General features: G+C 63.4%; 16 protein-coding genes. 6 read left to right on the plus strand and 10 right to left on the minus strand.

Annotated elements, in window-relative coordinates; genetic code table 11:
- The 6 genes from GSQ90_RS22850 to GSQ90_RS22875 are packed head-to-tail and all read left to right on the plus strand — an operon-like array spanning position 1 to position 8,608.
- On the plus strand, positions 1-1,059 hold the full coding sequence (locus GSQ90_RS22850; protein WP_158817180.1) for a virulence RhuM family protein: 1,059 nt from the start codon (positions 1-3) through the stop codon (positions 1,057-1,059).
- Entirely contained in the window at positions 1,056-3,716 is a 2,661-nt protein-coding gene (locus GSQ90_RS22855) for a DEAD/DEAH box helicase (RefSeq protein WP_158817181.1), read from the plus strand. The genes GSQ90_RS22850 and GSQ90_RS22855 overlap by 4 nt, the downstream gene beginning before the upstream one ends.
- Positions 3,717-3,775: 59 nt before the next feature.
- Positions 3,776-5,275 carry an FGGY-family carbohydrate kinase gene (locus tag GSQ90_RS22860; RefSeq protein ID WP_158817182.1) on the plus strand — a complete coding sequence of 500 codons (1,500 nt, stop codon included), beginning with the start codon at positions 3,776-3,778 and terminating at the stop codon, positions 5,273-5,275.
- Entirely contained in the window at positions 5,272-5,949 is a 678-nt protein-coding gene (locus GSQ90_RS22865) for an HAD family phosphatase (RefSeq protein WP_158817183.1), read from the plus strand. Before GSQ90_RS22860 ends, GSQ90_RS22865 begins: the two co-directional genes overlap by 4 nt.
- Before the next feature lie 15 nt (positions 5,950-5,964).
- Positions 5,965-6,285: a hypothetical protein gene (locus GSQ90_RS22870; RefSeq protein WP_158817184.1), complete on the plus strand. Its 321-nt coding sequence runs from the start codon at positions 5,965-5,967 to the stop codon at positions 6,283-6,285.
- Between the two features lie 55 nt (positions 6,286-6,340).
- Positions 6,341-8,608 (plus strand): LamG domain-containing protein, encoded by a 2,268-nt coding sequence (locus tag GSQ90_RS22875; protein WP_158817185.1) that lies wholly within the window; start codon positions 6,341-6,343, stop codon positions 8,606-8,608.
- A gap of 59 nt (positions 8,609-8,667) precedes the next feature.
- Here the strand turns inward: GSQ90_RS22875 and GSQ90_RS22880 are convergent, their stop codons facing one another.
- The 10 genes from GSQ90_RS22880 to GSQ90_RS22925 form a co-directional block, all read right to left on the minus strand.
- Positions 8,668-9,387: an RES family NAD+ phosphorylase gene (locus GSQ90_RS22880; protein ID WP_210254946.1), complete on the minus strand. Its 720-nt coding sequence runs from the start codon at positions 9,385-9,387 to the stop codon at positions 8,668-8,670.
- Positions 9,381-9,794 (minus strand): MbcA/ParS/Xre antitoxin family protein, encoded by a 414-nt coding sequence (locus GSQ90_RS22885; protein ID WP_158817187.1) that lies wholly within the window; start codon positions 9,792-9,794, stop codon positions 9,381-9,383. The genes GSQ90_RS22880 and GSQ90_RS22885 overlap by 7 nt, the downstream gene beginning before the upstream one ends.
- A gap of 352 nt (positions 9,795-10,146) precedes the next feature.
- Positions 10,147-10,377, minus strand: a complete 231-nt coding sequence (locus GSQ90_RS22890; protein WP_158817188.1) for a hypothetical protein — start codon at positions 10,375-10,377, stop codon at positions 10,147-10,149.
- 425 nt (positions 10,378-10,802) lie between these two features.
- The gene (locus tag GSQ90_RS22895; RefSeq protein ID WP_158817189.1) at positions 10,803-12,050 is read right to left on the minus strand and encodes an MSMEG_0569 family flavin-dependent oxidoreductase; all 1,248 of its coding nucleotides are present in this window, start codon (positions 12,048-12,050) and stop codon (positions 10,803-10,805) included.
- Entirely contained in the window at positions 12,047-12,352 is a 306-nt protein-coding gene (locus GSQ90_RS22900) for an MSMEG_0570 family nitrogen starvation response protein (RefSeq protein WP_158817190.1), read from the minus strand. The genes GSQ90_RS22895 and GSQ90_RS22900 overlap by 4 nt, the downstream gene beginning before the upstream one ends.
- Positions 12,345-13,508: an MSMEG_0565 family glycosyltransferase gene (locus GSQ90_RS22905; protein ID WP_158817191.1), complete on the minus strand. Its 1,164-nt coding sequence runs from the start codon at positions 13,506-13,508 to the stop codon at positions 12,345-12,347. The genes GSQ90_RS22900 and GSQ90_RS22905 overlap by 8 nt, the downstream gene beginning before the upstream one ends.
- A complete protein-coding gene (locus tag GSQ90_RS22910) occupies positions 13,505-14,500 on the minus strand; it encodes a sll0787 family AIR synthase-like protein (RefSeq protein ID WP_158817192.1) in 996 nt (331 codons plus the stop codon). Before GSQ90_RS22910 ends, GSQ90_RS22905 begins: the two co-directional genes overlap by 4 nt.
- Complete coding sequence (locus GSQ90_RS22915; RefSeq protein ID WP_174247521.1) at positions 14,500-15,039, minus strand: MSMEG_0567/Sll0786 family nitrogen starvation N-acetyltransferase; 540 nt, start codon at positions 15,037-15,039, stop codon at positions 14,500-14,502. The genes GSQ90_RS22910 and GSQ90_RS22915 overlap by 1 nt, the downstream gene beginning before the upstream one ends.
- Positions 15,036-16,163: an MSMEG_0568 family radical SAM protein gene (locus GSQ90_RS22920; RefSeq protein ID WP_158817193.1), complete on the minus strand. Its 1,128-nt coding sequence runs from the start codon at positions 16,161-16,163 to the stop codon at positions 15,036-15,038. Before GSQ90_RS22920 ends, GSQ90_RS22915 begins: the two co-directional genes overlap by 4 nt.
- Complete coding sequence (locus GSQ90_RS22925; RefSeq protein ID WP_158817194.1) at positions 16,096-17,130, minus strand: Nit6803 family nitrilase; 1,035 nt, start codon at positions 17,128-17,130, stop codon at positions 16,096-16,098. Before GSQ90_RS22925 ends, GSQ90_RS22920 begins: the two co-directional genes overlap by 68 nt.
- Between the last annotated feature and the right edge of the window lie 12 nt (positions 17,131-17,142).

Consider the following 17,142-nt stretch of genomic DNA (forward strand, 5'->3'; position numbering starts at 1 on the left):
ATGGCGGACAGGCCGCCGCCGCGTGAAGGCGAAATCCTTCTGTATACCGGGTCGGCCGGCGCTATCCGGGTCGAAGTCCTGTTTGAAGAGGAAAGCTTTTGGCTTACGCAAAAGCGGATGGCCGAGCTTTTCGAGGTGGACGTCCGCACGGTCAACGAACATTTGAAAAACATTTTCAGGACCGGCGAACTCGCCGAAGATTCAGTTATCCGGAAATTCCGGATGACTGCCGCCGACGGCAAGAGCTATCTCACGAGCTTCTACAATCTCGACGTCATTATCGCGGTCGGCTACCGCGTCAACAGCAGACAGGCGACGCAATTTCGAATCTGGGCGACCTCGGTTCTGCGCGAATTCATCATCAAGGGCTTCGCGCTCGATGACCAGCGCCTGAAGCAAGGCAAGAAATTCGGCAAAGACTATTTCGACGAACTGCTCGAACGTATCCGTGAGATACGGGCGAGCGAGCGCCGCTTCTATCTGAAGATCACCGATATCTACGAGCAGTGCAGCATCGACTATAGCAGTGACGCCGAAGTCACGCAGACCTTCTTCAAGACAGTTCAAAACAAGCTGCATTGGGCGATCACCGGAAAAACGGCGGCGGAAATCGTCGGCGCGCGCGCCGACGCCTCGAAGCCGAACATGGGGCTGCAAACCTGGAAGAATGCGCCAGACGGCAAAATCCTGAAATCGGACGTTTCGATCGCCAAGAATTACATGCGCGAGGCCGAGATCAAGGGGCTTGAGCGCATCGTGTCGATGTATCTCGACTATGCAGAAAACCAGGCGGCGCGCCAAATCGCGATGCGGATGAATGATTGGGCGGCGAAGCTCGACGCGTTTCTCGCGTTCAACGAATACGAAATATTGCAGGACGCGGGCAAGGTTTCCCATGCCGTCGCAAAGGAACTGGCCGAGAAGGAATATTCCGCCTTCCGGGTGATCCAAGATCGCGCTTTTGAAAGTGATTTCGAGCGGGAGGCGACGCGCGCAATTTCGACGGGCAAAGCATTGAAGGCGGGAGGCAAGAATCGGCCGAAAGGGGGAACAGAATGACTTTGCCCCTCTTCGTCCTCAAGGACTATCAACTTCAAACGCTTGCGACTCTTCAGCGCTTCCTCGAAAAGGTTGTAGAACTGGGGGAAGCGGATACCGCCTTCTACGCCATCACGAAGCGACCCTTCGTGCAGCCGCCGACCATGCCGGGTCTGCCCTACGTTTGTCTTCGCATCCCCACCGGCGGGGGCAAGACGATACTGGCCGCGCATTCCGTGAAGGTCGCCGCCGATAGTTTTCTTCGCACCGATGCGCCGGCGGTGCTTTGGCTGACACCGTCGCAGACGATCCGCGATCAAACCTTGGCGACGTTGCAGGATCGAGCGCATCCGAACCGCCGCGCACTCGCCGATCGCTTCGGCGAGAACGTCCGCATTATGACCGTCGCCGATGCGCTCTACGCTAAACGCGCCGACTATGACGGCGGCGCGGTCGTGATTGTCGCGACCATTCAGGCTTTCCGCGTCGATGAGACAGAAGGCCGCAAGGTTTATGACGCCAACGGCGAACTCATGGACCACTTCACGAGTCTTGCCGAAGGCTTGCGCGCCACGCTCGAAATTGGACCGTCGGGCGATCCGGTTCCCTCGCTCGCCAACGTGCTGCGCTCGCGCCGCCCGATGGTGATCGTCGACGAAGCGCATAACGCGCGAACGGATTTGTCCTTCGACACGCTGGCGAGGCTCAATCCCGCGCTCATCGTCGAATTCACGGCGACGCCAGTCACGCCCGAAGAGCACAAGCCGGAAAGGGGCGTTTACGCGTCGAATATCCTGCATCATGTGTCCGCTGCTGAGTTAAGAGCGGCGGATATGATCAAATTGCCGGTGATCTTGCGCGGACGCTCCGACCCGAAGGAAACCCTAGGCGACGCCATCGCATGGCTGGACGAACTGGTGACGCTCGCCGGCGCCGAAGAAAAGGAGACCGGCGAATTCGTTCGCCCGGTCATGCTGATTCAGGCCGAACCGAAATCCAAGGACAGGCCGACGCTTCACGCCGAGGAAGTCAAGAAGTTGCTTATCGCGGATTTTCGTGCGCCTGAAGAGCACATCGTTGTTGCTACCGGTGAGACGAAAGGCCTTGAAGGCGTCGACCTTTTCGACCGCGATTGCAAGGTGCGGTTCATCATTACGCAACAGGCGCTGAAAGAGGGCTGGGATTGCTCCTTCGCCTATGTGCTCTGTTCGGTCGCCGAGCAAAAATCGCCGCGCGCCGTTGAGCAGCTCTTGGGGCGCGTGCTTCGGCTTCCGCGTGCGACACGCAAGCGCCGTGAGGACTTGAACCGCGCCTTTGCGTTTGCGACCACGACAAGCTTCCTGAACGCCGCCGCGACGCTTCGCGACGGGCTCGTGGGCAACGGCTTCGAGCGCGTCGAGGCGCGAGCGCTCGTGCGCGCCGTCGCCGAGTCCTTCAGGGGCTTCGAGGAAGGCGGCGCAGCATTCATTTTTGACGAGCCGATCCCCGAGGGAATCGACGCCACTTCGTTCAAGACGAACGTCGAGACGGCCACGGGCGGCCGCGTCGAGGTCGACATCGAATCGGGTGTGATCCGAGCGCACGGCGCGCTGAACAACTACGACCGCGACGCGATGTTAAGCGCGATGCCGACGGCGGCGGCGAAGGCGATCGAATCGCTTGTGCATAAATCGCGCGGGGCGCGGCTGAAAACGACCGGCGCTACGTATGAGGCACCTCGCTTCGCTGTGCCGCGCCTCGCTGTCCGCTCGCAAAAGGGCCTGGAATTGTTCGACCGGGCGCATTTCCTCGATATCCCTTGGAAATTAGAAGAATGCGACCCGACGTCGCTTCGGGATTTTTTCGCGCCGCCAAAACCCGGACTCGATGAAGCGCATTTGGACGTCAGCGCGACCGGCAAAGTGACGGTCGAATTCGTGACCGATCTTCACGAGCAGCTGGCCCTCGCGCTGCAAGAACGTGGCTGGACGAAAGCCGCGCTCGTCAATTGGCTTGACCGGCGACTGCCGACTTCGGCGCGTCGCGATATTACGCGCGTGTCGTCGACACTTTTCATCACGAAGGCGCTCGACGTGATTTCCGCCAAGACGGGCATGACCCTTGACGCCCTGGCGAGAGCGAAGTTCCGGCTTGTCGATGCATTCGTCAAGGTGATCGCGAAGTATCGTGACACACGCGAGGCCGCGGCGTTCGAGCGTGCGTTGTTTCCACAAAGCGGGCTCGAATTCGAAACAAGTTCGGACGTGGAACTTATCTTCGATGAAAATCGATACGGCTACAATCAGCCCTACAAAGGCGGAACCGAGTTCAAAAAGCATCTGTTCCGCGTCGTTGGCGATCTTGAGGCGAGCGGCGAGGAATTCGATTGCGCCGTTTACCTGGAGCGCTCAACGGACGTGAAGGCATGGGTCCGTAACACATCGAAGCAGCCCCATTCGTTTTGGCTGCAAACGTCGTCAGATAAATTCTATCCCGATTTCGTTGCGTTGTTGAATGACGGGCGCGTGCTCGTTGTGGAATACAAGGGCGCCTACATCGCTACGGCCGACGATGCGAAAGAGAAGCGCCTTATTGGCGAGTTGTGGGCGGATAAATCGGAAGGCCGATGTTTGTTCTTGATGGTTGAGAGCAGGCAATTTGAGCGTATTGATCAAGAAATCCGCAGATTCCTTAACTGAGCAAGAACGATATCTTGCGTTACGGTTATCCTTCGCCAACCCGAAACCAGAGAGACGCGATGGCCTGTGTCATAGGGCTGGATATCGGCACGACTTCAACGATCGGCATTTTGATCCGCCTGCCGGATCAGGTTCTCGCTTTGGCCTCGCGCCCCGTCGCGCTGCACACGCCAAAGCCTGGCTGGGCCGAGGAGGACCCGCTGCAATGGTGGGACAATGTCTGCGCGATCAGCCGCGAATTGATGGCCAATAGCGCGCTCGCGCCTGGCGAGCTGGCGGCGATCGGTGTGTCCGGCATGCTGCCGGCCGTCGTCCTCCTCGACGAGAGCGGCGCATTGCTGCGGCCGAGCATCCAGCAGAGCGACGGGCGCTGCGGCGCCGAAGTCGCCGATCTGCGCCGCGAAGTCGATGAGGCGGCGTTCATCGCCCAGGCGGGAAACGGCGTCAATCAGCAGCTCGTCGCCGCCAAGCTGCGCTGGATCGAGAAGCACGAACCGGAAGTCTTCCGCCGCATTGCGACGGTGTTCGGCTCCTATGATTACATCAACTGGCGGTTGACGGGGGAGCGCGCGGTCGAACAGAACTGGGCGCTCGAAGCCGGCTTCGTCGATGTGCGGACTCATAGGATCGCCGACGATCTGGTCGCGCTCGCCCATATTCCGCGCCGCGCCCTGCCGCGCAAAGTCGCCTCGCACGACATTCTTGGGCGGGTGAGCGCGGACGCGGCCGCGCAAAGCGGCCTTCCCGCCGGCCTGCCCGTCGTTGGCGGCGCCGCCGACTTCATCGCGTCGGCGCTCGGCGCCGGTCTCGCGCGGCCGGGCGATGTGCTGTTGAAGTTCGGCGGTTCGATCGACATCCTCATTGCGACCGACAAGATCAGGCCCGATCCGCGCCTCTATCTCGACTATCATTTGATCCCCGGCCTGTTCGTGCCGAACGGCTGCATGTCGACAGGCGGGTCCGGCCTGAATTGGTTCGCCGCCCATTTCGCCGGTGGCGAGAAGTCCGCCGCCGCGGCGAGCGGCCTGACGCTCCATCAGCATCTCGATCGTCTGGCGGCGGCCAAGCCAGCCGGCGCTGACGGCGTGCGCGCGCTTCCTTATTTTCTTGGCGAAAAGACGCCCATCCACGATCCGTCGGCGCGCGGCCTGATCAGCGGCCTCACCCTTTCGCACGATGTCGGCCATGTCTGGCGCGCTTTGCTCGAAGCCTATGCCTATGCGATCGCCCATCACATCGAGGTGCTCAACGACATCGGCCATCGCATCGAGAAATATCTTGTCTCCGATGGGGGCTCGAACAGCCGAATCTGGATGCAGATCGTTGCCGACGTGCTGCAAAAGCCCATCCATCAATTGACCGGCCATCCCGGCTCGTGCCTCGGCGCCGCATGGACGGCGGCGATCGGGGCGGGTCTCACGGATGATTGGGCCGGGGTGGCGCGTTTCGTCGGATCGGGCGACCGCCTCGATCCCGATCCGCGCCACGCGGAGGTCTACGCCGCCGGCTACCGCGAGTTCCGCGATCTCTACCGGAGGATGGCGGGAGCCGCGCCATGAACCTGTCGGCGGTCGCATGGGACATTGACGGCACACTGGCGGATAGCGAGGGCCTGCATCATCGCGCGCTGCTGGCGGCGTCCGCGATCTGGGGCATCGATCTCTCGGATCTGCCGGATCGGGCTTTCAGCGGCGTCCATATGCGCGACGTCTGGCGCGCGCTCGCCGCCAGGTTTCCCTCCGATGTCGCCGAGGCCGCGTTCTTGACGACGGTCGAAGATTATTACGCTGGACACAGTCAGGAGATCGTCGCGCTGCCCGGCGCGATCGCGGCCATTGAAGGGCTGGCGGCCCGAGGGATTCGGCAGGTCTGCGTATCAAACTCGAGCCGCCGTGTGGTCGACGCCAATCTTGATGCGCTGGCGATCAGGCGGCGCATCGCCTTCTCGATCAGTCTCGACGATGTTGCGATGGGCAAGCCCGACCCGGAACCCTATCGCAGGGCTTGCGAACTTCTGGGTCTCGCGCCGTCCTCGGCGCTCGCCGTCGAGGATAGCCAAACCGGCGCGCGCTCGGCGCGGGCTGCCGGCCTGTTCGTCATTGGCTTTGCGCCATCGGGGCAAAGTCTCGAGCCGACCGACATGAAGATTGATCGGCTCCTCGATGTCTTGGATTTCTTCGACGCCGGGCTCGACGCGCCGGCGCGCCGAAAGGTTCTCGGCGAAAGCGGCTGATGGGCGGAGGCGGCGATGGTCTATCGGATCGATCCTGAGCATGATCGGCAATATATCGAGGAATTCCACCGCAAGCCGATCGGCGCGCATAGCCCCGGCCTGATGCGGCTGCTCACCATCATGCGCCAGGATCCCAGCGGCTTCCAGGTGATCCTCGTCTGCCGGAAGCCATTCGCGGAATGGGTGCTGGCGACGATGCCCCCCAACCGCGCCGATCCCATCGTCATCGAAGACGCTCCGGTCTTCGCCAGTCGGGAGGAGGCGGAATGGGAAGTCTTCCGGCGCCGGTGGCGCAAACTCACCGGCGAGGCGATCAACCAGGCGTTTGGCGATTGACGACGGCCGCCACCGATCGACCGGGGACGTTTCATCCAGCAAGCAGAGACAGGCCATGCTCAAGATCGTCGGATATCCCGATCGCTATACGGTGGCGCCAGGCGAAGACATCGCCTTCCTTGTGTCGCTCGAAGAAGGCGATCATTTCGACGCGCGCCTGGTGCGCGTCGTCCACGGCGATTGCAATCCCGGAGGCCCCGGTCTGAAGTTTCGATCCGTTCCGACGGCGGTCGACGGCCGCTATCGCGGCAAGCCGCAGCGGATCGATGCCGGCTCTTACATGACGACCGAGGCGGCGCCGGCGATCGCGGCGGCGCCGTTCACGTTCTTTGCGATGATCTGGCCGACCTTGCCCGACCGGCCCGATCAGACGCTCGCCGCGCAATGGGATTCGGCCGGCAAGCGCGGTTTCAGGATCGAGATCAACCGCGGCCGGCTCGCTCTGACCGTTGGCGATGGTTCGGGCGCGGTTTCCACAATCTCGACCGGCAAAGCCATGCTCACGCGCCAATGGTATTCGGTCGTCGTGTCGATCGATCCCGGCGCGCGCGCCGTCACGCTCGATCAGCAGCCAATGCGCGCTTATGCGCAGATCGACGACCGCGATCGATTCCAGGGCGTCCTCGACATCGCCCCGGCGGCGTTCGACGCGCCGCTCTTCATCGCCGGCTGTCCGCAAGCGGACGGCGAAATCGGCATGCATTTCGATGGGAAAATAGATGGCCCGACATTTCTGGCTGGCGTCCATGCGCCCGAAACCCGCGATGCGCTCTTGCGCGCCCATCTCTCTCACGCGCTCAGCGTCGCCGTGCTCGCCCGCTGGGATTTTTCAAAGGAAATAAGTACCACGCGCGCCGTCGACATCGGCTCGCATGGGCGCCATGGACGCCTCGTCCATCTGCCGGCGCGCGGCATGAAGGGCTGGAACTGGACCGGCGAGGCGCATGACTGGGCCAGCAAGCCCGAACATTACGGCGCCATTCATTTCCATAGCGACGACGTCTACGACGCCGGCTGGGATCCCTCGGTCGCGCTGACGATTCCCGCCGGCCTGAAGAGCGGGCCCTACGCTTTGCATGTGCGTTGCGGCGACAGCGACGAGACGGCGACACGCGAAGATTACATCGCCTTTTTCGTGCGCCCGCCGCGCCGCGCGATTCCCGGGCGGAAGCGGCCTTCGGTGGCGTTCCTTGCGCCGACCGCCTCCTATCTCGCCTATGCCAATCACGGCGAACACATAACCGCGCGCGGGGCGGAGCTGCAGATGGGCCGGTTGCTGCCGTTCGGCCATGCCGACCTCTACATGTACGATCATCCGGAACTGGGCGGCTCGCTCTATGATTGCCACGCCGACGGTTCGGGCGTCTGCTATTCGAGCCGGCTGCGCCCCAACCTCAATTATTCCCCGCGCTATCATTCCTGGCTCGGCGGCCACGGATCGGCGCTCTATCAATATAACGCCGACACGCATCTGTTCGACTGGCTCGACCATCAAGGCGTCGACTACGATGTCGTGACCGACGAGGACCTGCATCAGGACGGCTATCGTCTGATCCAGGATTACCGTGTCATCCTGACGGGAACCCACCCCGAATATCATTCGACGGCGATGTGGGACGCGATGAAGGCGTGGATCGATCGCGGCGGGCGTCTGATGTATATGGGCGGCAACGGCTGGTATTGGCGGATTGCGTTTCACGATGAACTGCCCGGCGTGATCGAGCTGCGCCGCGCCGAGGACGGCATCCGCACCTGGATCGCGGAGCCCGGCGAATATTATCAATCCTTCAATGGCGAATATGGCGGACTTTGGCGGCGCATCGGGCGCGCGCCGAACGTGATGTGCGGCGTCGGCTTCATCGCTCAGGGGTTTGACATCAGTTCGTTTTATCGGCGCGCGCCGGACGCCGCCAACCCGCGCGCGGCCTTTATCTTCGAGGGTGTCGAGGACGAAATCATTGGCGATTTCGGGCTGATCGGCGGCGGCGCGGCCGGCATCGAGCTGGACTGCCTCGCCACCGATCTTGGATCGCCGCCGAACATGCTCCGGCTCGCTTCCTCTGACGAACATTCGCCGATGATCATGTTGGTGAACGAGGAGTTCGGCGTCGTGCCGCCCAATCTGGGCGGCGACGTCAACGCCCGCGTTCGGGCCGATCTCGCCTTTGGCGAAACGCCAGCGGGCGGCGCGCTATTTTGCACCTCGTCGATCGCATGGTGCGGGTCGCTCTCCCACAACCATTACGACAATAATGTTTCCAGAATCACTTTGAACGTCTTGAAACGGTTCATGGAGGAGGCGCCTTTCCCAACGGGGCCTTGACGATGAAGCCGCCATCGAAAGCGCGGTCGTTTGGATATTTCTCGCTGATGTTCGCGCCCTCAACTTTCGATCCGATAGACGTGGTCGCTCGCCAGATCTCGGTACATATCCACGCGCGCTCCGTCCCAATGATAGTCGAGGCGTCGACCCTGGATCGGATTTGTGGCGCCATCTGGGTATAAAAGCCCGACGCATTGGCCGCCTTCGTATCGAAGGCTCGGATAGACAAGGCCATTCGATCCCGCGGCGCGTAGTTGAGCGCCGAGGGTTTGGCTTTGGGCATAATCATCTGGGTCGAGCGCCGCCAAATGAGAAGGGTTCCCGCCTCGAAGGTCATGCAACTCGGCGCTGATCTCGAGCACAATCTCCAGAAACTGCGAGGTCCATCCCGCAAGCTCGTTCGTACGCGCCATGAACCGGCCGTGATGGTGGGCGGTCTCGAACAAAGCGACTTCGAAGGAATCGCCGACGTAGAGGATGCCGAAGGAGCCGTCGCTGAATCGGCTCGGTCGGTCGGCGCTCGCATGGGTGAACGGCGCCATCAAATAAGAGGCTCCTGGACCGGCCACGCGTCTGGCCGTCGGCACGAGATCAAGGGCGCCGATCGTCTCCATCAGCCTCGGATTGGTCTTCTGCTCGGCGGAGATTAGGAGCGGCCAGTCGGCTGGGTCTGCGATATCCTCAAACAAATCGATCGGCGGGAAGACGCTGCGAATAATTCGGACCGCGTTCCGCCATTCGACCTTGGCGACGGGAACGGTGGCGATATCAATCACCAACCACCCCGCTCGCTATCCAGATATCGGCGCACCCGCATGAGATCGGTGAGTTCCCCGCCGAGCATCACGGCCAGAGCCGTTTGGCCTCCCAACGCGGCGTTCGACGCCTGAATCCAGGCATAGCCCCGCTGAGGTTCGCGGAAGATGATCCTCAGCGCCTTGTGGATGCCCATAAGGTTCGACAGTCGCGCCTTGCTGTCGCGATCGATGCGGCCAATGTCGCCAGCTTTCCAGCGCCGATAGGAACGAACAGGCAAGTCCAGCAAAATAGCGGCCTGTTCGTCGGTGACCGACCAGAGTCGAAAGAGGTTGATTGCCGCGCGGAACATGGCGGCTGCTTCATCATCCGTAATGGGCGCGGCCGAGAAGCTCTGTGGCGCGGTGTCGACGAGGCGCAATGCAGTCACTGTGACTCTCCAATTTGGCATAACATAGTGGATGTAATGCCAAATGGCAACATTCGTCTTGGCGCCAATCCCGGTCCGCCGGTTTTCCTTGGTTTTCCTTGGCGCTCAATGGGGCCGGATGAGCGGGCCAACGAGGCTTAAGATGGAGAGGCGAGTTCTTGGGGTTTGGTCGCAGCGGCTGACGATTCGCCTTAAGCACGCGACGAGGTTGCGTTCGCGATAGAAGGCGGCATCGCAACAGCGTTGTCGTGATGTTTCAGATTCTTGAAGATTGCGCCGCAGCGAGAAGCGGCGCCGCTTTTGACGCCCGACGCGCGGCGCGAATGCGCTGCGCCCCAGAAGCCATCGATTGTTAGTCGCGGTAGTCGTTGTGATAGCGATGATATTGCGCGTAATGGCGATGATGGTAGCGATGATCGGTGACGGCGTTTCCGACGACTCCGCCCACGACCGCCCCGACCGGGCCGCCTACGACCGCTCCGGCGACGGCGCCGCCGACCAGACCCGTCTCATCGGCCATCGCCGCGGCTGGAAATGCGAGCGCTGTGAGAACGACAGCCGCCGCTAAAATTTGATTGCGCATATTTGCCTCCTGTTGTTGGAGGAGTAACGCGGGCGCCAACGGATCGTTCCATTCGGAATGGCCGACCAAAGCGGCTGGCGGCTCTGGCTTCAGCACGGAGCCTGCCGATCTCCGACGCGCGCCCGACATGTGGCGGCCGCCACATCCTCCGTATCCAGGCTGTCTCATAAAAGCTTGCCAGCAAGTCTGGACTGCTTTGGAGGCTCCCATGTTCGCAGCAATCGCGCTTTCCACCATCGCCGCCATTGTCGCCGCCCTCGCCATCGCGCTTTGGTCTGACGCCCGAGCGGCTTCGCAGGATCATACGAGCGACGTCGCTCACTGAAACAAAACGACCGCCGGAATTGCGGCGGCGGTTTTTGGATTGGCTCGCCCACGCGTCGCGGACGCGCTGGGTCGCCGGCAGGGAACGGCGCGCTCTCGCCTCATAAACCTGCGCGCGCCTCGACGATGCGGTCGGCCAGATAGGAAGCGTCGCGCGCGACGCCTGAGAAGCGACCAGAGCCCCACGTGTGCAGCCAGGGCAGGCCGATAAAATAGAGACCCGGATGCGGCGAGACGCCGCGATGGTGTTTGGGATGGCCGGCGCCGTTAAAGACGGGCGCGTCGAGCCAGCGAAAATCGGGCTGGAAGCCGATGCACCAGATGATCGAACTTATGCCTGCCGCCTCAAGATCGAGCGAGAGCGTCTCTTCAGCCGGCTGCCAGACCGGCGCATAGACCGAGGGCGCGGGCGCTTCGATTTTGTTTTCAGCGATATATTTGTCGATTGCGGCGTTGATGCCGTTATAGGTCTGGTCGGCCTGGTCGAGCGAGGCGCGCAAATTGCCGGCAAAACTCAGCGTGGCGCCATCGAGATCCTTCAACAGGCCGTAGAGGCGCATGCCTTCGAGCGCAAATTTGCGCAGATCGATATCGCGCCCGCCGTCGCGTCCCGTCACGTAATGATTGGTGTTGTCGCGCACGCCTTCGCGCAAGGGATGACGCTCGACCGGCATTTGATAATAGCCCATGTCTGCGAGCCAGGCGACGACGTCGCGGCCGCGATAAAAACGCGCGCAGCGCGGCGCATGGCCGATCGCCAGATGCACCTTGCGCCCGGCCAGATGCAAATCTTCGGCGATCTGCGCGCCCGACTGCCCCGAGCCGACGACGAGCACGCCGCCATCGGGAAGCGCGGCGGGGTTGCGATATTGCTCGGAATGAATCTGCGTGATCGATTTGGGTAGCCGCTCGGCCATGCGCGGCACGATCGGAATGTGGTAGCCGCCGGAGGCGACGGCGACCTGATCGGCTTGGTACGCGCCGTCCGAAGTGACGACGTCAAAGCCGCCTTCACTGCGAGGGGTCACGCGGGTGACCGCGATTCCTTCGCGCAAGGGCGCATCGACGAGGTCGCGAAATCCGCTGAGATAGGTGGTGATCTCGTTCTTCTTCATGAAACCGTGCGGATCGGACCCGGCATAGGGATGGCCGGGCAGATCGCATTGCCAGTTCGGCGTCACCAGCGTGAAAGAATCCCAGCGGCTGTCGCTCCAGACATGCATGGCGCTGTGCTTTTCGAAAACGAGATGATCCACGCCGCGCTGTTTCAGGAAATGACTGAGCGACAGGCCGGCCTGGCCTGCGCCGACGATGGCGACGGGCAGATGGGAGGGGACAGGGGATGTCATGGGCGGGCTGATCCCTCTTGTTCGAAAGAATCGACGCGCACGCACGCGTCTTCGATATCTGCGAAGCGCGCGCAGCTCGCTTCGATGCGGGCGAGCTGGCCAAGCGCCAACGAACAGGCGCGGCCGTATTTGGCCTTGACCCGATCGCTGGCGATATGAAGCGCGGTCTGGCTGCGCGCCAGAAAATCGGCGAGCGCATAGGATTCGCCGGGCGCGAAATGCTCAGCGACCACCAGCGAGGGTGAGTAGCAGCTCTCCCTGCTCCCATCCGGCCATTGGATGTGGAAGCGCATTTCAGGCATGCTCAAGCTCCGCGAGCGCGTCATAGACGGGGCGATGCGCCGCGCCGACGCGGAGCCAGTCGTGGCGCGCCGCGACGGCCAATCCGCGTTTGACGAGACGCGCGCGCAAAACCGGCGCCAGCGCCATCAGCATCGCATCGGCAATGCTCGAAATGGAATTGGGACGACACCAGACGACATCGTCTTCGGCGAGATATTCGGTGAAAGGCGCGATCCGCGACGTGACGACAGGGACGCCGCTCGCCATCGCCTCAAGGACGACGAGGCCGAAGCCTTCCTTGACGGAGGGAAAGACCAGCGCATCGGCGATCCGGTAGAGTGCGGGCAGGTCGGATTGCGCGATCGGGCCGGCGATCGCCACCGCGCCGGGTGGGAGCCCGCTGGCGGCGAGCGCTGTGGAGAAGCGCGCCTGATAATCCGCGTGATCGAGCAAAGACGCGCCGCCAGCGATCAGGAGTTGCGCGCCGGCGCGGATGCGTCGGACCTGAGCGAAGGCTTCGAGGACGCCAATCGTGTTCTTGCGCTCCTCCACGCCGCCGATGGCGAGGAATATCGGGCCGGCTTTCAGGCCGAGGCGTGCGCGTAGCGAGTCCTCCCGTCTATCGCCTTGCGGCGAAAACCGGATGCGATCGACGCCATTGCCCACCAGCGTGGCGGCGCGGCCAAAATGCGCGCCCAGATGGTCGCGCCATAGGCGGCTGACGACGAAAAGCTCATCGGCGTCGAGGATCGCGCGGGTCTGCAGCGCCGACAGGCGTTGGTCGGCGAAGGCGTCGACATGATGGACGGTGCGCGCGAAGCGGCGGATCAGGCCGCGCTCCTTCAGCGTCGCCAAAGCATTGCCGGAAATACCGTCCTGGGCGTGGAAAACATCGAAGCGCCGATGCGCCGGATTTTCGAAATGGGCGACATAATCGGCGATGCGCGCCTCCACCATCGCCGTCCTGTCGGCGCCGACCGGCGAGGCGGGAACCGACACGGCGCCGCATAGCGTCTCGCGGAAGAAGCCCGTACCCTTCACGTCGGGCGCGTGGACGACAATTTCGCAGCCAAGCCGCGTCAGCGCATCGCCCAGTTCCAGCGCATGGACGACGCCGCCGCGCGGATTGGTCGAATGCGCGAGGATGGCGACGCGCAGCGGCGGGGCGCTCGTCATGCCGCGCTCTCCCGCGGTCCGCAGCCAAGGAGGGGGTTTGCCGCGAAATCCCAGATCGTCTCGACGGCTCCGCCATGCCGGATCGACACCGCGCCGCCCGCATGCACGGCGCCGATGTCGGCGGCCGCGATGTGGCGTTCGGCGAACAGGCGCGTCACGGCCCCGACATTGGCGGGGCGAACGGCGATGAGATAGCCGTAGCTCGGAAAGGTCGTGAGCCAGCGGTCGAGCGCGACGCCAGCGGGCCTGGGCGCGGCCTCGACGTCGATGACGATGCCAACGCCTGAACATTCCGCCAGCATCGCGGCGGTGCCGACGAGGCCGCCCTGGCTGATATCCTTGGCGGCGTGCGCGAGTCCCGCTTCTGCGATGCGCGGCAAAAGTTCGAGGTCGCCGCGCAGACGCGCGGCGGGCGTGTCAGTCGCCGCCTCCCAATTGGAAAAGGGCTCGCGGTAGCGCCCCCGCAGATCGATCGCAGCGACAAGGCGATCGCCCGGCCGCGCGTCGAAACTCGTCAGCAGGCGGCTGGCGCGGCCGAGAATGGCGACGGAAAGCTGCGCCCGATCCGTGCGGATGTTGGTATGGCCGCCGACGATCGGCACGCCAAAACGTTGCGAGGCCGCGCGCATGCCGTCGAGAATCGGCGCCGCTTCCGCCTCGCCATCGGCCCATAAGGCGTCGATGATCGCGATAGGCCGTCCACCCATCGCCGCGATGTCGGAGACATTGACCATCACGCCGCACCAGCCGGCGAACCAGGGATCGCCGGCGACGAATTCGTTCATGAACCCTTCGATCGCAAACAACAGATGGCCGTCGCCATCCTCGATTGCGGCGCAATCGTCGCCGACCGGCGTGAGCGATCGGCCCGACAGGCCAAGCCGGCGCGCGACCGCGCCGATGTCGGCCTTGGCGGCAAGCCCGCGGTTCGCGCGCAGCGAGCGCGCCAGCGCCTGGATGTCGATGCGCTCGATTGTGGCGTCCGCTTGCATCACGCCGCCTTGCGCAAAGCCACGAAGCCCGTCTCCGGCGCAGCGAAAGGCGGATAGAAATCGAGATTGGCTTCCATCAGATGGTGCGGCCTGCCGTGCAGGTCGATGGGCGCGATGGCGCTCCAGTGCAATTTGCTGAACAGCAACGCGTTCTGGCTCTGCACATGGGCCAGGAAGCGCGTGCAGCCGCGCGCATGCGCCGATGAGACGGCGAGGCGGATCAGGCCAGCGCCGAGCGCGCCGATCCGTCGATATTCGGCTGCGACCGCGAGCCGCGAGCCCCACCAGACGCCTGGTTCGGTTTCGTGAATGCGCACCGTTCCGACCACTTCATCCGCGGCGACGCCGACGAATGAGACGGCGACGAGCGCAATGGCGATTTTGTCGGTCGCGTCGCGGTCGTCATGTGCGAAAATTTTCTGCTCCTCGCAGAAAACCTGACGACGCAGCGCGGCGGCGGCGTTCTTCTCCCAGGAATCGACCGCGAATTTGATCTGGAATTCGCTCGGCAGGAACGGCGCGAAAGGTTCGAAAATCATGCGATCGCCTCCAGTTCGGGTTGATGGCGCTCGTAGGTCGCGAGCGCGGAACAGGCGCCGCATTTGGCGCAACCGGCTTTGACGTCGACGGATTTGAGGCCGCCATCGATCAGCATGCGCGCGAGCGGTTTGAGGATCGCGTGCATGAAGGACGGGGCCGGCGCCGGATGGCTCTCGAGCGGCGTCCCCGAAATCGGCACGAAGGGTACGACAAAGGGATAGACGCCGATGGCGACCATTCGTTCGCAGACGCCGAGAATTTCCTCCGCCGTATCGCCGAGTCCGGCGAGAATGTAGCTGGAAACCTGCCCGCGTCCGAAAACGGGCGTCGCCGCCGCGAAAGCCGAGAAATAGCGCGCCACCGAGACCTGCGCCTTGCCCGGCATGATGCGATGGCGCACGCGCTCCGTCACCGCTTCGAGATGCATGCCGAGCGCATCCGCTCCCGCTTCCTTCAGCCGGCCGAACCAGGCGTCGTCGTCGGGCGGCTCGCATTGCACCTGAATGGGCAGATCGACCGCCGCTTTCACCGCCGCCGCGCTCTCGGCAAGAATGGCGGCGCCGCGATCGGCGCCGGCCGGCGTGCCGGTGGTCATGACCATATGCTTGACGCCATCGAGCCGAACCGCGGCCTCGGCCACTTCGGCGAGCTGGGCGGGCGTCTTGCGCGCGATCGTGCGCCCGGCGGCGAGCGACTGGCCGATCGCGCAGAACTGGCAGGTCTTGGCGCGGCTTTGATAGCGGATGCAGGTTTGCAGCACCGTCGTCGCCAGCACGTCGCGCCCATGCAGGACCGCGATCTTGGAATAGGGCACGCCGTCGGCCGTTTGCAGGTCGTAGAATTTCGGGCGCAGCGGAAAAGAAACCTCGCCGAGCGCGAGCCCGTCGCGCAAAACCCGGCTGCGCCCGAAGGCGTCGGGCTTTTCGATGAGATAGGGGCTTTCGAAGGCCGGCGCCGTATGGACGGGCGCCATCACGGTCATGCCGTCGATCGTGATCGCCTTGTGATCCGAAGGCCCGGCGCCGCCGCGGCGGCTGTCCGCGCCCGCTTTCGGATCAACCAGACGCATTCCGAAGGACTGCAACTCGTTGATCAGTCGCTCGGTCGTCATCATCGGTTTCATGGGCGTGGCTTCCAACAGCGAGAGAAGGGAACGGCGCGGCGGCATGCATCGCCGCTGCGGGTCTGTTGTCGAAATTGAGACTGAGCAGTTCGGGGCGCGCGTAATGGCCGACCGAATCCATCATCCGCTTGCGCTTGACGATGAGGCTCATGTCGAGATCGGCGATGAGAAGGCCCTCGCCCTGCGTCAGCGGCGGCGCAAGATGCTTGCCTTCGGGCGAAATGATCGCCGTCATGCATCCGCCGGTGAGCGCCTTGCGCAGCTTTTCGTCGGGCGAGATTTTGGCGATCTGCGCTTCCGACAGCCAGCCGGTCGCATTGACGACGAAGCAACCGCTCTCCAAAGCGTGATGGCGGATGGTGACTTCGATCTGATCGGCAAAAATCGGCCCGACGAGAGAGCCCGGGAACTGGGCGATGTGGATTTCCTCGTGCTGGGCCATCAGCGCGTAACGGGCGAGCGGATTGTAGTGCTCCCAGCAGGCAAGGGCGCCGATGCGCCCGACGGCGCTGTGGACGACTTTGAGGCCGGCGCCGTCGCCCTGGCCCCAGATCATGCGCTCGTGGAAAGTCGGCGTGATCTTGCGCCGCTTCAACAGGATTTCGCCGGTCGCGTCGAAGATGATCTGCGTATTGTAGAGGGAGCCGTGATCGCGCTCGTTGACGCCGAGCGCGACGACGATGGCGTGGCGGCGCGCCGCGCTCGCCACCGCCTCGGTCACGGGGCCGGGGACGACGACGGCGTTTTCGTAGAGCCGCACATGCTCGCCGCCGGTCTGGACCGGCGGCAGCACGAAGGAAAAATACGGATACCAGGGCACAAAGGTCTCGGGAAAGACGATGAGTTTGGCGCCCTTGCCGGCCGCCTCGCCGATCGCCGCCAGAACGCGGTCGACCGTTCCGGCCGCCGTCTCCAGGTCGGGCGAGATCTGCGCCGCCGCGACCCTGATCAATGTCGGTTCCGTCATCGCCTGCCTTCT

Origin of the sequence: Methylocapsa sp. S129, assembly GCF_009765995.1 — a bacterium.
Lineage (GTDB): Bacteria > Pseudomonadota > Alphaproteobacteria > Rhizobiales > Beijerinckiaceae > Roseiarcus.

Coding starts and splice junctions, on each gene's coding strand:
- GSQ90_RS22850 (WP_158817180.1), top strand. CDS start 1: ATGGCGGACAGGCCGCCGCCGCGTGAAGGCGAAATCCTTCTGTATACC.
- GSQ90_RS22855 (WP_158817181.1), top strand. CDS start 1,056: ATGACTTTGCCCCTCTTCGTCCTCAAGGACTATCAACTTCAAACGCTT.
- GSQ90_RS22860 (WP_158817182.1), top strand. CDS start 3,776: ATGGCCTGTGTCATAGGGCTGGATATCGGCACGACTTCAACGATCGGC.
- GSQ90_RS22865 (WP_158817183.1), top strand. CDS start 5,272: ATGAACCTGTCGGCGGTCGCATGGGACATTGACGGCACACTGGCGGAT.
- GSQ90_RS22870 (WP_158817184.1), top strand. CDS start 5,965: ATGGTCTATCGGATCGATCCTGAGCATGATCGGCAATATATCGAGGAA.
- GSQ90_RS22875 (WP_158817185.1), top strand. CDS start 6,341: ATGCTCAAGATCGTCGGATATCCCGATCGCTATACGGTGGCGCCAGGC.
- GSQ90_RS22890 (WP_158817188.1), bottom strand. CDS start 10,377: ATGCGCAATCAAATTTTAGCGGCGGCTGTCGTTCTCACAGCGCTCGCA.
- GSQ90_RS22895 (WP_158817189.1), bottom strand. CDS start 12,050: ATGACATCCCCTGTCCCCTCCCATCTGCCCGTCGCCATCGTCGGCGCA.
- GSQ90_RS22900 (WP_158817190.1), bottom strand. CDS start 12,352: ATGCCTGAAATGCGCTTCCACATCCAATGGCCGGATGGGAGCAGGGAG.
- GSQ90_RS22905 (WP_158817191.1), bottom strand. CDS start 13,508: ATGACGAGCGCCCCGCCGCTGCGCGTCGCCATCCTCGCGCATTCGACC.
- GSQ90_RS22910 (WP_158817192.1), bottom strand. CDS start 14,500: ATGCAAGCGGACGCCACAATCGAGCGCATCGACATCCAGGCGCTGGCG.
- GSQ90_RS22915 (WP_174247521.1), bottom strand. CDS start 15,039: ATGATTTTCGAACCTTTCGCGCCGTTCCTGCCGAGCGAATTCCAGATC.
- GSQ90_RS22920 (WP_158817193.1), bottom strand. CDS start 16,163: ATGAAACCGATGATGACGACCGAGCGACTGATCAACGAGTTGCAGTCC.
- GSQ90_RS22925 (WP_158817194.1), bottom strand. CDS start 17,130: ATGACGGAACCGACATTGATCAGGGTCGCGGCGGCGCAGATCTCGCCC.